At 36.0% G+C, this 16,543-nt stretch carries 14 protein-coding genes; 6 read left to right on the forward strand and 8 right to left on the reverse strand.

The window, feature by feature from the left end; all coding sequences use genetic code 11:
• Positions 1-4: 4 nt before the first annotated feature.
• Complete coding sequence (locus DBR39_RS09235; protein ID WP_124532456.1) at positions 5-2,881, reverse strand: carboxypeptidase-like regulatory domain-containing protein; 2,877 nt, start codon at positions 2,879-2,881, stop codon at positions 5-7.
• A 252-nt stretch (positions 2,882-3,133) separates the two neighbouring features.
• Here DBR39_RS09235 and DBR39_RS09240 point away from each other — a divergent pair, with 252 nt between their 5' ends.
• Positions 3,134-4,324, forward strand: a complete 1,191-nt coding sequence (locus DBR39_RS09240; protein WP_124532458.1) for an endonuclease — start codon at positions 3,134-3,136, stop codon at positions 4,322-4,324.
• A 51-nt stretch (positions 4,325-4,375) separates the two neighbouring features.
• Positions 4,376-4,795, forward strand: coding sequence for a DUF6146 family protein (locus tag DBR39_RS09245; protein ID WP_124532460.1), 420 nt, complete (start codon positions 4,376-4,378; stop codon positions 4,793-4,795).
• A gap of 72 nt (positions 4,796-4,867) precedes the next feature.
• Here DBR39_RS09245 and DBR39_RS09250 read toward each other — a convergent pair whose 3' ends face one another.
• Together DBR39_RS09250 and rho are read right to left on the reverse strand one after the other, a co-directional pair.
• The gene (locus tag DBR39_RS09250) at positions 4,868-5,464 is read right to left on the reverse strand and encodes a superoxide dismutase (RefSeq protein ID WP_103234070.1); all 597 of its coding nucleotides are present in this window, start codon (positions 5,462-5,464) and stop codon (positions 4,868-4,870) included.
• A 196-nt stretch (positions 5,465-5,660) separates the two neighbouring features.
• On the reverse strand, positions 5,661-7,484 hold the full coding sequence (gene rho / locus DBR39_RS09255; RefSeq protein ID WP_124532463.1) for a transcription termination factor Rho: 1,824 nt from the start codon (positions 7,482-7,484) through the stop codon (positions 5,661-5,663).
• A gap of 143 nt (positions 7,485-7,627) precedes the next feature.
• Between rho and DBR39_RS09260 the strand changes: the two genes are divergently transcribed.
• The 4 genes from DBR39_RS09260 to DBR39_RS09275 all read left to right on the forward strand — a co-directional run bounded on the left by DBR39_RS09260 (position 7,628) and on the right by DBR39_RS09275 (position 11,548).
• Positions 7,628-8,017 (forward strand): DUF4293 domain-containing protein, encoded by a 390-nt coding sequence (locus tag DBR39_RS09260; RefSeq protein ID WP_103234068.1) that lies wholly within the window; start codon positions 7,628-7,630, stop codon positions 8,015-8,017.
• Between the two features lie 169 nt (positions 8,018-8,186).
• Positions 8,187-9,107, forward strand: coding sequence for a M28 family peptidase (locus DBR39_RS09265; RefSeq protein ID WP_124532465.1), 921 nt, complete (start codon positions 8,187-8,189; stop codon positions 9,105-9,107).
• A 235-nt stretch (positions 9,108-9,342) separates the two neighbouring features.
• Positions 9,343-11,181, forward strand: coding sequence for an ABC transporter ATP-binding protein (locus DBR39_RS09270; protein ID WP_124532467.1), 1,839 nt, complete (start codon positions 9,343-9,345; stop codon positions 11,179-11,181).
• 19 nt (positions 11,182-11,200) lie between these two features.
• Complete coding sequence (locus DBR39_RS09275; protein WP_124532469.1) at positions 11,201-11,548, forward strand: DUF1801 domain-containing protein; 348 nt, start codon at positions 11,201-11,203, stop codon at positions 11,546-11,548.
• A gap of 50 nt (positions 11,549-11,598) precedes the next feature.
• Here DBR39_RS09275 and DBR39_RS09280 read toward each other — a convergent pair whose 3' ends face one another.
• From DBR39_RS09280 to DBR39_RS09300, 5 genes are all read right to left on the reverse strand, one after another.
• Positions 11,599-13,380: a hypothetical protein gene (locus DBR39_RS09280; protein ID WP_148089913.1), complete on the reverse strand. Its 1,782-nt coding sequence runs from the start codon at positions 13,378-13,380 to the stop codon at positions 11,599-11,601.
• A gap of 235 nt (positions 13,381-13,615) precedes the next feature.
• On the reverse strand, positions 13,616-13,936 hold the full coding sequence (locus tag DBR39_RS09285) for a helix-turn-helix domain-containing protein (protein ID WP_124532473.1): 321 nt from the start codon (positions 13,934-13,936) through the stop codon (positions 13,616-13,618).
• A 1-nt stretch (position 13,937) separates the two neighbouring features.
• Positions 13,938-14,351, reverse strand: a complete 414-nt coding sequence (locus tag DBR39_RS09290) for a recombinase family protein (protein ID WP_124532475.1) — start codon at positions 14,349-14,351, stop codon at positions 13,938-13,940.
• A 102-nt stretch (positions 14,352-14,453) separates the two neighbouring features.
• A complete protein-coding gene (locus DBR39_RS09295) occupies positions 14,454-15,446 on the reverse strand; it encodes a helix-turn-helix transcriptional regulator (RefSeq protein ID WP_124532477.1) in 993 nt (330 codons plus the stop codon).
• A 438-nt stretch (positions 15,447-15,884) separates the two neighbouring features.
• A complete protein-coding gene (locus DBR39_RS09300; protein WP_124532479.1) occupies positions 15,885-16,541 on the reverse strand; it encodes a phosphatidylserine decarboxylase family protein in 657 nt (218 codons plus the stop codon).
• Positions 16,542-16,543: the final 2 nt, after the last annotated feature.

Consider the following 16,543-nt stretch of genomic DNA (forward strand, 5'->3'; position numbering starts at 1 on the left):
TTTTTTAGAATCTGAATTGAAGGTTCACAAAATAAGATCTACCCTGGTTATACCAATATTTAGGAGCGAATACCATGTTTCCGCTGTCATAATCATTAGCATAGTCAGTATAGTTAACGTTTCTTGTCTGCTCAAATCCGCCTGTAATAAAGTTTCTGTTATTAAGGATGTTATTTACAGATGCAGACACCAATACATAATACTTACCAATCATCCAAGACTTACCTGCATTCACATTGAAGAAGAATGCTGAAGGTAGTTTTGTAGGTGTAAGAACTCTTGCAAGCTCTTCATCATTTACGTTGTCATAAGGTACTCCCGGTGTATTAGGGTTTGTGTAGAATCTAGCAGTTCTGGTTACCGGAGACGGATCTAAGAACGAATGTCCGAAGTAATTCCATGTAGCTCCTAACCACCAGTATTTAGGGCTGCTGTAACGAAGACCTAAAGTATATGCCTCCTGAGGAGTTCCACCCTGTCTGTAGTTTTTAAGAGTAGCTTCACCCATGTTGGTATAAGATCTTGATACTACATTTCCATTTCCGTCAAGTTCTCTGAATGTTCCAACAGCATCAGATGCAAAATAAACGGTAGGATTATTAGTATAAGTATACTGTCCTAAGCTTAATAATCCACTTGCTGTCAAAGTTGGAGTAACTTTCACCTGTGCACCAAGTTCAATACCCATATTTCTCTTGTCTGCTCCTGCCAGTACCTGAGTAATAAAAGCACCGTCCTGAATAGGAGCCTGATCTCCGCTTTCAGTAAGAGTAGTCAGCTTAACTCCCTGTGCGAAATATCTCTGTACACTTGTTTCATTTTGAGTATTAACAAGGTAACCTGTCAATCTAAGTTTAACAATCGGAGTAGAGATTACGTAGCTCAAGTCGTTTGCATCAACAACAACGTTCTTGATACCCGGAGTCGTAACACCACTTACTCTTGTATTAAAATAAATATCATTCAAGAAAGGAGACTGAGAAAAGTAAGCCCCGTTATAAACCAGGAAGTTTCTACCATTGATTTTATACGTAACCTGACCTTTAACACCTACATTCCAGAAGTTTTGATCTCCTCCTTTTCCGTAAGATGACTCATACAAATAGTGCTGGAACAATCCTTCTCTGCTGTTTGTTGTATAACCGAATAATCCGGAAATAAAAACATCAAATTTCCCTGTTGCGAATTTGAAAGCAGGGTTTATTTTAAATTCCTGTCTTCTGAAAATATAGCTGTATCCGATTTTGTCACCTTCTCTTTTGGCAACATCGGTGTCACTTTCTCTTGTATTGAATTTCCCCCAAGCGCTTCCTGCAGTTGTATTGGATGCAAATGCGTCCATATTCAGGGCAAAATCAGCACCTAAAAGATCATTTACTTCTCTGTACTGTTCAGATCTGTAGTTCTGGTAAGATAAGTTTAAAATGAAACGGGAAGTATCATTAAAGTTATACGTATAGTGCGTAGCAAAATTCCATACTTTATCATCTTTCACATCATCCACAAGATAATAAGCCGCTCTTCTTCCACCAAGCGTAGCATTATATTCTATGTTCCTGTTGGCATTATAAAGATTATCCCAGTTGATCTGTGTGTGTGATTGGTCATCATTCGTCCACCAGTCTCTTGTGATTCCAACATTGGCTGCTTGTTCCGGAGCTGGATTTTTATAGTTTAACCAATAACTTGGTAAATTACGGTAATACGTTGGCGAAGGGTTATTCGCTCTGTACCAATCTAATCTTGAGCTGTATTCTTTACCGAACTGGTAAGAAACAGACGTCCATAATTGAGAGTTTTTATTGATTTTCCAGAAGTCCTGTAATTGAATCATTGGCTGGAAACCTCTTTTTACTCTTTCATTTCTTTTGTCTCCGTTCTGCCATCCCCAGTAAGAGTTGTAATGAACTCCTCTGAAGTCATATACTTCCTGAGTACTTGGGCTTGAAGAGCTTCTTGCATATTTAGATCCGATAGCATTTAAAGTCATCGTATGGCTATCACTGAATTTCTTCTCAATACCAACATATCCACTGTATGCATCATAAGCAGTACCATCCTGGATCCCTTCCTGTGCCCATCTTCTCGCGATCATTCCTGTAAATGCCCATCCGTTCTTATTCATTCCGGAAGAGAATCTGTAAGATAATCTATTCGTATAATTTCTGTTGGTCAGAGAGTACGTCAACTGGCTTCCTTTTCTGTACTCACTCGCTTTTGTATTCTTATAAAATACACCCGTAGTTCCTCCGAAAGCATATTCTGAAGGCGCATGATTAGCGGAAATTTCCGGGTAACGGGTAATTTCGTTCAACCCTCCCCAGGTACTGAAGTCTACGTCTCCATTATCTGCAGCGGCCATAGAAACCCCGTTGATCATATTTTCACCTGTTCTGCTATCAATCCCTCTTGGGCGGAACCAGTATGGTCCTAAATCGAAACTTGCAATTCTGTTGAAAACATCCTGAGAAGACTGTAGTAATCCTACTGTTGCAGTTTGCTGTGCACCACCGCTGTCACTTTCTCCGGAATCTTCTACAATAGCCAAACCCTGATCTGCACCATTCAATGCGGAATAAAGAGTAATTACTCCAAGATCTTTTCTTTTCTCATCACTAGCTACGTCAAATTCGAAAATTTTAGTTTCAAAATTTGGTTTTGTAACCATAATCTGATAATGTCCGGGCATCAAATCCGCAAATTGGAAATATCCGATTTTGTCTGCCTTTGCATCATTTCCTGCTCCTTTTAAATCTACACTTGCTTGCTCAACAGGCTTACCGTCTGCATCCTTAAGATACGCAAACACTGTTGTCTGCGCATAATAATATGACGCAGGCAGCAAAGTAAATAAAGAGATCAATGATAGTTTTTTAATCATGAGTATATTATATTTTTTTAAATACTTTTCTTGTTAATTCTCAACAGTTTAAAAGTTGGGGGCACAAATTTAGTCAAATTTTGTAATTCCCAACTTTTTTAACATTATTTTTTCTTAACATTGCAAACTTTTAAGAATCATTATATAAAAAATGTCGGATTACTGCTTTTAAATTTACAAATATTTAAAATGCAGTGAATTAAAAAAAAGTAAATTTGCAAATTAAATAGTATTAACAATAACTCTAAAGAGATGAAAAGATTTTCGACTCTGTTTGCCATCGTTATTTCGATCATGGCATTCTCACAACAACAAGGAAAACTGAGAAAAGTTGCCACCGTAGGTTTCTTGAACGTAGAAAACCTATGGGACACTATTCGTTCAGCAGATTATATCGACGGAACCAAAGACATTAAAAACCCTGCTTTCCACAGAAGTATTCCTATAGATTCTATCAAGTTTCTTGAAGCTGAAAAATACGACGGTCCATGGAGCGATGGTGCTTTAAAAGGAAAAAAAGCAGTAAGAGAACAAAGTGGTTCTGAGGAATTTACTCCAAAAAGTGCAAAAAACTACGGAAGTAAAATTTATAAAGCAAAACTAGCCAACGAAGCTAAAGTAATTTCTGAAATGGGAGCACAATACACAAAGACAGCTCCTGCGGTAGTAGGCTTAATTGAGGTTGAAAACAGACAGGTAATCCAGGATCTTGTGAACGAACCTGCTTTAAAAAAATATGATTACGGAATCATTCATTACAATTCTTATGACTACAGAGGAATTGATGTTGCATTGATCTATCAGAAAAGAAGATTCACCCCTACCAATTCATTGAAAAAAGAATTGGTAATCTACGGCGACAACGGAAGAAGAGAATATACAAGAGACATCCTTGTGGTAACAGGATTTTTAGATAATGAAAAAGTAGCATTTTTTATGAATCACTGGCCTTCAAGAAGAGGGGGTGAAGCTATTTCTTTACCTAAAAGAAATGCAGCAGCTGCCTTATTAAAAAAACAGATGGACAGCGTAAGAGCGGCAGACCCAACGACAAAACTTTTTGCAATGGGTGACTTTAACGATGATCCTGTAAGTCCAAGTTTAAAAAATCATCTGAAAGCTCAGGCAAGCCCGAAAGATTTAAGCGAGGAAACGCCTTATCTTAATCTGATGTATCCTTTATATAAGAAAGGAGTGGCATCTCTTGCTTATCAGGATGCACCGAACCTGTTTGATCAGATCATTGTTTCTAAAAACTTAATTTCAGATCAGGTCGCTAAAGAATATTCTGTATATAAAGCAGAAATCTTTGCCCCAGCTTACCTTGTGAATAAAGAAGGAAATTATAAAGGGTATCCTTTCAGATCCTGGAACGGAGACCAGTTTACAGGAGGCTACAGTGACCACTTCCCGGCATTTGTAGTTCTTCAGAAAGAACCATAAAAAAGTTAGGCACTCTTATTGGAGTGCTTTTTTTATGTAAATACCTCAATCATGAAAAATATTGTTTTACTCGTATTGATTGCCTTGATTCCTTTCAGCTGTTTTTCTCAGGAAACCACAAAGAAAGATAAAGAGCAAGCAGAGATGAAGCCTTCTAAAAATGAAGACGGGGAATGGGATCTTACGGTTATTGATACTCAGTTCGATTATTTTCTGAGTGCTGTTGCCAAACCTATCAGCCAGTATACAGAATCTTATCTGAAGACAAAAAACACGTTTTTGGTCAACGAATGGAACAGTTATTATAATTCCGGCCGATATAGAAACATTATAGAATCCGGAATAGATTATGATCCTCAGGAAAATTACGGGATCAAGTTTGAATATAAATTATACCAGGTTTTCGTGTATGTGAATTGGAAGTATAAACTAAGAATGAACGGATTATCCGGCAGTGATGCTATAAGATAACTTTACAATAACACCCAATAAAAAAAGGTTCAGAATTGCTCTGAACCTTTTCATTTTTATAATAGCTGAAAATTATTTATTGAATAATTCCTCTACTTTATCCCAGTTTACTACATCAAAGAATGCAGAAACATAATCAGGTCTTCTGTTTTGGTAGTTTAAATAGTACGCGTGCTCCCAAACGTCCAATCCTAAAACAGGAGTTCCTTTAACGTCTGCTACAGGCATTAGTGGGTTGTCCTGGTTAGGTGTAGATGAAACAGATACAGAACCGTCAGCATTTTTTACTAACCAAGCCCATCCTGAACCGAATCTTGTTTTAGCAGCATCAGAGAAATCAGTTTTGAATTTCTCAAGACCTCCGTAATTTTCAATAGCAGCTTTTACATTTCCTACAGGCTCTTTGCTTCCTCCAGGAGTTAAAATTACCCAGAATAAAGAGTGGTTGAAGTGACCTCCTCCATTATTTCTTACCGCTGGTTTGTCAGTTCCTGTCTGGCAGATTTCTTCGATCGTTTTTCCTGCTAGCTCAGTTCCTTCGATTGCTTTATTTAAATTGTCAATATATGCTTGGTGGTGTTTTGTATGGTGGATTTCCATAGTTTTTGCATCGATAGTCGGCTCTAATGCATCATATGCATATCCTAGTTTTGGTAATTCAAATGACATAATCTTTATTTTTAATGTTATACCCAAAAATAGCCAATATTTAAGGTACTATCAAAGATTGGGGATTACTTTAATAAATCTTTAACATTGATATATTGATTTAGAATGATTTAAATTTTAAAATACTTATCTACAGAGCAAGAAAAAGCACGAACCCTAAGGTCCGTGCTTTCTATTTAACAATAATTAAATTAATTTATTTATTCATAGACATCAGGAATTCTTCATTATTAAGAGTTCCTTTGATGTTCTTATTTACAAATTCCATAGCTTCTACAGGATTCATTTCAGAAAGATATTTTCTAAAAATCCACATTCTCTGAGAAGTCACTTCATCTAATAGAAGATCATCTCTACGAGTGCTGGAAGAAATCAAGTCGATAGCTGGATAAATTCTTCTGTTAGCAATTTTTCTGTCTAACTGAAGTTCCATATTACCTGTACCTTTGAATTCTTCAAAGATCACTTCATCCATTTTAGATCCTGTATCAATCAATGCTGTTGCAATGATCGTAAGAGAACCTCCTCCTTCAATCTTTCTTGCTGCTCCAAAGAATCTTTTTGGTTTGTGAAGTGCATTAGCGTCTACCCCACCGGAAAGAACTTTACCTGATGCAGGAGTCACTGTATTGTACGCTCTTGCCAATCTTGTAATAGAGTCCAGTAAAATGACTACATCATGACCACATTCTACCATTCTCTGTGCTTTTGCAAGAACAAGGTTGGCCACTTTCACATGTTTTTCTGCTGCTTCATCAAATGTAGATGCAATAACTTCTGCATTTACACTTCTTTCCATATCTGTAACCTCTTCCGGACGTTCATCGATCAAAAGAACCATCATATATACTTCCGGGTGATTGGATGCAATAGAGTTGGCAATATCTTTAAGCAACATGGTCTTACCCGTTTTAGGCTGGGCAACGATCATCGCTCTTTGTCCTTTTCCAATAGGTGCGAATAAATCTACAATTCTCGTAGAAAGCGTAGATCCGTTTCCTGCTAAATTGAATTTTTCTTCCGGGAAAAGTGGAGTAAGGTATTCAAAAGCAACACGGTCCTTGATGAATGCAAGGTCACGCCCGTTAACTTCTGTAGGCTTTAATAATGAAAAATATTTCTCACCTTCTTTTGGAAGTCTTACAATTCCTTTAACAGTATCTCCGGTTTTCAAACCATAATTCCTGATCTGTGCTGTAGACACATACACATCATCCGGAGAAGAGATATAGCTAAAATCTGAGGAACGTAAAAATCCGTAGTTATCTGGCAAGATCTCCAAAACACCTTCAATGCTTACCAATCCATCGAAATTAAATTCTTTTTTATGGTCGTGCTGTTCCTCTGCCTTTTCAGAATGTCTGTTCTGATTTTGGTTTTGGTGCTGATGTTGGTTCTGGTTTTGATTTTTATGTTGGTTTCCACTGTTCTGTGGATGGTTGTTTCCTTTTTGAGGTCTGTTAGCCTGTGATTGTTGAGGGGGAATATTAGGCTTTTCTTCTGCCTGAACAGGCTCTTGGGATTCTGTGTTTTTTGGAGCTTCTGGTTTTTCCTGGGCTACTTCTGTATTACCTGTATTGGGAGAAACTCTTTTTCTTTTCTTTTTAGCTTGAGCGGCGGCTGATGTGTCTTCAGTTGCAGTTGCTGTTACAACGGGTTCAGCTTTGGGCTCTTCCTGTTTTATTTCTTCAGCAGCTGGAACCTTTTCTTCTACCTTAGTTTCTTCCGGAGCTTTTGCATTTGTATTTGCTTTTGGCTTGGCTGCTGGTTTTTTTGGAGCAGCTTTTCTTACCGGAGCTTTAGCAGGTTTTTCTGCTAAGGCTTCTTCAGTATTTACACTGGCGGGTTCTGTGGCGTTGAAATAATCTTTTGCAACTTTAGGGTTAGAAGCCTGAAAGTCAAGAATAGCAAAGATCTTGTCATTTTCATTGCTGGTTCTTGCAACTTTAACGCCCAAATCTTTTAAGATTTTAGTCAGTTCCGTTACGGATTTTGACCTTAACGTTTCTATGTTAAACATATTTATGTAAAAATGTAATTAATTGTGAGTAAGAAAAGTAAGTCCGGTGACTTTGGTTTTCAAGTACATTGTATAATGCAAATCTACACTTATTTTTGAATTGTGCAAAATTTATGTTATTTTTGCCAAGAATTTAATATTCAATGCTACAGAGAATACAAACCATATGGACATTATTAGCAGTTTTAGCTGCTGTTTTCCTTTTTATAACAGGACAGGATGTTGTCATTTCCGACAGTATTCCTTTACTTAATATCGGGTGTATAGCGCTTGTTATTGTCGGCGCATTAAGTATTTTTAGTTTCAAAAACAGAAAAAGACAAATTTTGCTGAATACCATCAGCATCATTATAAACGTTTTGTTGATTGGTGTATTGGCGTATTGGTTACTAAACTTATCCGGAGGAATTCATTTTCCTGAGAAGGGTATTGAGCCGGTTTTCCCATTGATTGCTGTAATCTGTCTGCTTATTGCAAACGTTTACATCCGCAAAGATGAGAGGCTCGTAAAATCTGTAGACAGACTTCGATAGCCTTACAACGATTTTTTGAGTGAGAACAGCTTCTTTTAAGGAGCTGTTTTTTATTGAGCATATGCTCCTGGTTTATACTGCTACTCTGTTACATCAATTAATTTATGTAAATTCATTGCAACTTTTCGGTCGAAAGCACGACAGATTATATAATTTTTAATTAAAGACAATGAAAAAGCTAACTTATCTTACTTTATCACTTTTTTCAATATCCATTTTTGCTCAGCAGGTTTCAAAAGAAAGAATCCAAACAGTACTTTCTACGTTAGCATCTGATGAAATGAAAGGCCGCGAAATAGGAACTCAGGAAAATGAAAATGCAGCCAATTATATTGCTAAGCTTTTTAAAGAAAATAATCTTGAATATTGTACCGGAAACTCTTATCTCGTACCATTTGACTATAATGGGAAAACTGTGTACAATGTTTGTGGAGTCAAAAAAGGAAAAGCAGATCAATATCTGGGCTTCTCCGGGCATTTTGACCACATTGGAACCAGTGATAAGAGCGGAGACAATATTTATAACGGAGCTGATGATGATGCCAGCGGAATTACCACTCTGGTAGGTATTGCTGATTATTTTAAAAACAAAAAACCTGAATTCTCTATGGTCTTTATGGCATTTAATGGAGAAGAAAAAGGAATGCTGGGTTCAAGAGCTATTTCAATAGATAAAAACTTAGATCCTATTTATAATAAGATGACTGCGCTTTTCAATTTTGAAATGGTAGCTACAGAGTCTCAATGGGGGAAAAATGCGTTGTATATGACCGGAGACGGGTTATCTGATCTTGATGAGCTGTTCAACCAAAATGCAGTCAATGGATTAAAAATCAATGCGGATCCATATGCAAAACAACAGCTTTTCTACCGTTCAGACAATGTGAGCTTTGTCAAAAAGAAAATCATTGCTCATTCGTTTTCTACTGTTGATATGACGAAAGCATCTCATTATCACCACGAAAATGACGATATCAACATTGTTGATTTTGATAATATGACTCAGATCATCAATAACTTCGGAAAAACACTGGATAAACTGAATCCTAAAAATTTTGCTCCGAAATATAATGATAAGGTGAGATTTTAATGAAATCCTCATAAAAAGAACTGCTGCTTCAGCGGTTCTTTTTATTACCCTGCCATACGCCCGTGTCCCCTATCCTATGGCTTTACTCTCGCTTATTTATTCTAAAGTTAAAGTATAATAGCCCTGAGTTGTAACAAAAAGACATTTTTTGAAACTTATCCTTTAAAGTAAAACAGGATTAAGAACGTCTTATCTTTTAATTTTACGTAATTTTGCTATCCAATTTTTTCATTGAATGAACCAATATATTAAAATACTCAAGTTCGCAAAACCTCACCAAAAATACATCTACGGAAGTTTGTTTTTCAACCTTATGTACTCTGTTTTTCAGATTGCTTCCTTAGGAACTATTCTACCTGTTTTGGGAATGCTTTTCGGAACCATTGAGTCTAAGAAATACAGCAAAGCTCCTGTTTATTCGGGAGAAATTTTAGATTTTTTCTCTTATGCAAAAGAATATGCCAATTACTATGTTCAGAGTTTGGTAACGGAGCATGGCGCACTTACCGTATTGGCTTGGCTTTGTGTAATAACGGCTTTTATGTTTTTACTGAGAAACCTTTTCAGATATTTAGGCTCATTCTTATTGATCAATTATCGTGTAGGTGTTACTAAAGACCTTCGCGGAGCCATGTATAGAAAGATTCTTTCTTTGCCTGTTTCCTTTTTTACAGAAAGCAGAAAGGGAGATCTGATGTCCCGTATGTCAAATGATGTGGGTGAAGTTGAGGGTAATATTTTGGGAAGCTTAGTTGAGTTAATCAATGCCCCTTTTATGCTGATCAGCACACTGGTGACTCTTTTCTTTTTAAGTACAGAAATGACTCTTTTTTCACTGCTAGTATTGCCTGTGATGGGAACTATGATTGCTTTAATAGGAAAAAGCCTGAAAAAAGACTCTCACCAAGCTCAAAATGAGATGGGAAATATTTTCTCGATTGTAGATGAAACATTAAAATCTACAAAGGTGATTAAGATTTTCAGTGCAGAAAAAATAATGGACAACCGTTTTATGCAGTCTATGCAGAAATGGATTAACAGCTCTATAAGTTTAGGGAGAAAAAAGGAATTGGCATCTCCAATGAGCGAATTTTTAGGTTCGGTTACATTCTTAATTATCGCTTGGTACGGTGGAAAACAGATCATTGTAGAACAAAGTATATCCCCTGCGGACTTCTTGGTTTTCCTGGGTATTTTCTTCCAGATTTTACCTCCTGTGAAAAGTTTATCTCAGTCCATTTCGAATGTGCAGAAGGGAGAAGCTTCTCTTGAAAGAGTTCTAGAAATTCTTGATGCCGATGTGAAAATTGACGAAATAGCAAATCCTGTTTCTATATCAACATTAAATAGTTCAATCGAGTTTAATAATATTGGCTTTTTCTATGATAAAGATCATACGATTCTTAAAAACTTCTCACTTTCTATTCCAAAAGGAAAAACAGTTGCCCTTGTTGGGCAAAGTGGAAGCGGAAAAACAACCATTGCCAATCTTTTAGCAAGATTCTACGATGTTTCTGAAGGAGAAATCCTGATTGACGGGACCAATATTAAAAATTTAAAATTACAGGAATATCGCAAGCTTTTAGGTATGGTAACGCAGGAATCTGTATTATTCAATGATTCCGTTTACAATAATATCCTGATGGGTAAACCTGATGCTACAAAAGAAGAAGTGATTGCTGCCGCAAAAATTGCCAATGCAGACGCATTTATTACAAGACTTCCTGAAGGATATGATTCCAATATCGGAGATGATGGCGGTAAGCTTTCCGGAGGTCAGAAACAAAGGGTTTCTATTGCCAGAGCAGTATTGAAAAACCCACCCATTATGATCCTTGATGAAGCAACTTCTGCCCTGGATACAGAATCTGAAAGATTTGTACAGGATGCACTGGAAAAAATGATGGAAAACAGAACTTCTTTAGTCATTGCCCACCGTCTTTCAACCATTCAGAAAGCAGACTGGATCGTAGTGATGGAAAAAGGTGATATTGTAGAACAGGGAACTCACCATGAACTGATTGCTAAAAAAGGAATGTATAACAAGCTTGTTGAACTTCAAAACTTTGACTAATTTTTTAATTTAATTAAAAATGAACCCTATACAAGAGTATTTCTACAGAATTAAAGAACCTGAAAGAAGTACTCTTTTATTTTTACGAGATACGATCTTAGCTTCAGATCCTGAAAACATTACAGAGACCTTTAGCTTTGGGCTTCCGTTTATCAAATACAAAAAGAAAATGCTGTGCTACTTCTATTACAGCAAAAAATACGAAAAGCATTATCTGAGTTTTTATCATGGTGACAGACTGGATTATCCGGAACTGATCCAGGATGGAAGAAAGAAGTTTAAAATCCTTCTCATTGATATGGAAGAAGATCTTCCTGTAGAGTTTATATTAAAGCTGACCGAGGAGATTAAAAGATATATAAAATAAAAAACTCCGGTACGAATAATCGTACCGGAGCCTTCTTTAAAAACCCTTTATCATTTTGTGTTTATTCCACTGAATTCTGCCTTTTTAATCGCCCAGGCAAGAGCGTTGGCATAGAATATTGAGTTGTATACATTCATTTCATAAGCTGCAGCCCCGTTTCCATAATTGGGTTTTGCGATTGGCTTATAATTCGTATCCGCATAGAATGGGCATATCGTATCTGAGGTATTTGGAGAAGCCACTGTTCCACATTGTGAGTTGAATCCACCATCTCCTACCCAGATGAAATTTAGAGTATTATGCTTAAATGCAGTTACACGACCTACCGTTCCTGATGGCGCAGCTGTAGAGATATTTGTATCTCCTGAATATACTGTAATTTCAGTTGAAGGCAGCCCTGTTGCATAGGTAGTAGCAGAAGCATCTTCCCCCCACTGCAATCCTCTTATGTCTCCGAAAGGTCCGTTCAGGATTTCATCATTGGTCATTGGCAGTTTATAAATAGCTCCTGCACTGTTTACACTTCCGGTGTTTACAGATCCGTCAAAAACATTTCTGAACAGGTTCTGCATTCCACTATTACTTTCAGAATACGCAACGATGACACCTCCTTTTGCCAGATAATTTCTTAGTACCTGTGCTTCTGCAGCATTCATACCCCACGCATATCCTATTACAATAATATCTACAGGATTGGCTCCGGTTGTCCAGGTCGTTAGCTGTGTAGCATTCGGGCTGTCTGTACCGTCTATGATCTGATCCCATCCTTCATATTTTACAATACTGTTGGCCAATGTTCCAAAATTAGCAGCAGCTTTAGTCACCATACCTGATGGAGAAGTCCCTGATACATTATATCCACAACCGTTTGGCGCAGTCCCGATTGTTAAAAGTTTTTTCTTCGGAACAACTACAATCACATTTACAGAGCATGTTGTAGATACTCCTCCCTGACTGTCGGAAGTAATGGTCATTGTTTTCACTGTCGTGGAGGAAGGTGTTCCCGTTCCTTGCAGCGTAACATTCTGATTTCCTGTAGCCGTAAATGTTCCTGAGCCGCTGAAAGAAATTCCATCAACGCTATTGGTTGTAATGGTATAACTTCCCAATGCTGCAACATTCACAGGCAAAGTAATTGTATTGGAAGCTGCAAGAGCTGTTCCTACTTTGTACACTCCATTTACGGTTGCACTTCCACAGCTCATCGTATAGGTTCCTGCAGGACTTAGTACCGTAATCGAGATCGCTGGTGTACAGGTTACAGCAGTTCCATTGGCTTCCAGTGACACATTATCTATCTGGATATTCTGAGGGGTTCCCTGCCCCGGAATCTGTATTGTTTGTACTCCGGTATTAAGAAATACTCCAGTTCCATAAAAGTTATATCCGTTGGTAGTAGTTCCTGAAATGGTATAATTACCCGGTTTTGTAACATTCACAGCGATGCTCAGGTAATTCGAATTGGTAAGTTCTTTTCCTTTTACATAGCTTCCCATTACTTTGGACGTGGAACAGTCTATTGTAAAAACAGCTTTTCCCATCTGTCCGCAGACACTTTTCCATTCGTTATCTGCAAGACTCCAGTAATTAAAACAATCTTCTGTGGTATTGTAAATTGTCAAACCATCATCTTTGGATTGGTTGATTACAATAGCGTTTCGTTGTGCTTCAGTAAGCCGTGGAATAAGGATTCCTTTGTTATTATTTGCTGAGACAACATCCAAAACGGAATTAGCATTAGGGGTAGTAGTATTAATCCCTACTGCACCATTATTAGTCTGTGAATAGGATTTCCCAAAAACAAAGAGCATTGCTATTAACAATACTTTCATTGAGGGCATCGTAAATTTTGTTTCCATCATTTATAAATTATAATTGTTTTTTTTTAATGATTAAAATTTTCAGCTAAGTCATTTAACCGCTACAAAATTATCACCCTCAGACAATTACAAATTAATTCTACCTACGTAATACTACTCACGCGTAATAAAACTCACAAAATCTCAATAGTTTATCTCTTTAAAAAGGATAAATCAAAAAGTGAACTATCAAAAATGCACAATCCTTTCATATTTTAAAAATAGCTTTCCATTTGGTAATTGTATTTCGGCTTATTTTAAAATGATTGCTAATCTGAAGATTATTAAGTTTATTCTTTTTCTGATAACTAAGAATTTTCAAAATAGATTCTTCATCATAAGAACGAAGTCTTTGATTGCTAAATCCCACAGCATATTCCGGTTCTCCAAAAATCAATTGATTAAAATTCAGAACATCTATGGCCGAATGCAATCTTTCCAACCGGTGCTTAATGGTATTATCAATTAATTTTTCCGGAAACTTTTCCTTAAGAATATCGGTATAAATCTGTTTGTAATCCGGCGTCATATTATATTTTTTTCATCCATTTATAGAGGGTGGTTTTGGGAATATTATACCTTAGAACCACCTCATTTGTCGTCATCACTCCATTTTCTATTTTCTCAAGTATAAAATCCTTCACCTCCTGTGTATAGATATTTTTCCTAAAGACCATCGTGCTTTTCTTTTGGCCGTCCTTATTATCCATTCTTGACTGGGGAGCGTACAAAATGAGATGACCGGTATAAAATCTAAAGAAATCGAACTTTAAAAGCTTACTCCACTTCAACAAAACATCAGTATCAATGCTCTGCTCATGATACATCTTTTCGATATCATCTTCCGTCCTGTCTAAAAACTTTGAGATTCTTTCTATTGGGATCTGATACTCTTCCACTTTGGACCTGATCAGACTTCCAATATGAATGTTCTTAATATTCATCGAAATATATTTGGGTAAAAATATTGACAATAAATACTATCAGACATCACTCAGCATTACTTAATGCTACGCATAAGTAGTAAAACTCAGTATTGTGGATATTTAAATTTTAATCAGAAAGCTGTTGATGTTTATTTCTGAAGAAATATTCAGTTTTTTTCGGATCCTGTATTTTTTACTTTCTACAGCGCGAATACTGTTATTGGTACATTGTGCAATTTTTTTGGTATCAAAATCAAGTTTCATTAAAGCACAGAAATAGAGCTCAGAATGAATAAGATTAGGGTTTATTTTCAAAATAGCCGGGATAAAAAGAGGGAAAAATACCTGAAATTTTTCAAAAAATATAGGAGAATTGGTTTCTGCCAAACTTAAAATCTCCTGAACATTTTCTTCTGAAAGATGATTGATAAGCATCTGGTGTTTCATCAGTTCTGTATTTGTTTTCACGAGATCCTTAATTGTAGAGTCTTTCACTTTTGTATCTGTAATAAGCCCATGAATCAACTGATCTTTCTGGGTAATAAAAACAATATCCATCAGAAAAGAAGTGATAGAGAATAAAATATTCAACAACCTTATTGTTTTAAAATCCTCTTTTTCTATAAATCTGCTTTTAGGCAGGAAATCAAAATCAAAGTACAGACATACGATAAAATTAATACTGATGATGAAAGTAATGAAAAAGATAGAAAAGGATTTTTTTTTATAATTTAAAAAGAATGGAACTGCAAACAAAAGACAAAAATAAAAATACTCTACCCCTGCATTTTTGTAGGTATAAATATTGAAAAAACTGACTATAAAAGTCAACAGGACAAATATAAACATAACAGCCCCTTTCAAGGTATTTCTGAACCGTTTCATCTTCCCTTTTATTGCCATTAAAAACAACCAGAAAAAGGTAATAATGGTAAGAAATATTGAGATAAACATATCTCCGAAAAAAGTAATAATAAAAATGGAATAAAACAGGAATATGAAAAACAACAAAAGCAGATACCTATTAATAAGATGAAGATAACTACTTTCAAAATCATCATCCATGTTCTCAGCTTCGTCGTTGATCACCTTAAAGAAAAACTTATAAATCATCTGGTTGTTTTTTTATACTCTCACAAGCTTAAGTTGGTATTTGTACTCCTGAAAGCAAAAATTCTCCCATATTATTAAAAGCTTCTTATGCAAATAAAAACCTACAAAACGAGATATGTCAGTCTTTTTTTCAGCATTAAAAGGATATGATTAAGGTGTTTTTCTAGTTACAATTTACTAAAATTCAACATTAAAATTATCAAACAAAATACCATTTCTGATAAAAATTTAATAAGCATTTACCTCACATCACTTAAAAAGCATAGCTTGTGTTTTTAAACTGCAAAATTATTAATCCAAATGGAAAAGTATTAATCTTTAAATACGCAATATTACTCATGCGTAATTAAACTCAAAACGATCAAATGAGCTTCAATTCATCAAATAAAAAAAGAGAGCTCTAAGGCTCTCTTTTTATCTTTATATCAAATAAGAATTTTAATTTTCTTTCAATTTGGCAATAACATCCAAACCTCCTTTTGTAATATCTCCGATCTTACAGATAATTTCAGTATCCAGAGGAAGGAATACGTCCATTCTGGAACCGAACTTGATAAATCCGAACTCATGTCCCGCTTTTGCTTTATCCCCTTCATTACAGTAGAAAACAATCCTTCTGGCCACATATCCGGCAATCTGTCTGAAAACAACTTTATGGTTGGTTAACGTTTGTACCGCCATAGTCGTTCTTTCGTTTTCCGTAGAAGACTTTTCGTGCCATGCTACAAGGTATTTTCCAGGGTGATACTTTTTGTAAATCACTTCTCCTGAAACAGGATATCTACAGATGTGTACATTCAATGGAGACATAAAAATAGAAACCTGAATTGCTTTCCCTTTTATAAACTCATCTTCTTCCACTTCTTTGATCATTACTACTTTTCCGTCCACCGGAGCTATCACGTTTTCTCTGTGCTCCAAAACATTACGATCCGGAACTCTGAAAAACCAGAAAACTAAACTGTAAATAACCAACAAAGGTAAAATGATCAACAGGGACCACATTTTAAGGAAATAAATAGCCAAAACCCCAAGAATGATAAAAAGCAGGGTAGCTACGGTAATTGTTCCTTTTGATTCTCTATGTAATTTCATGA

Source organism: Chryseobacterium sp. KBW03 (genome assembly GCF_003852415.1).
GTDB classification, from domain to species: domain Bacteria; phylum Bacteroidota; class Bacteroidia; order Flavobacteriales; family Weeksellaceae; genus Chryseobacterium; species Chryseobacterium viscerum.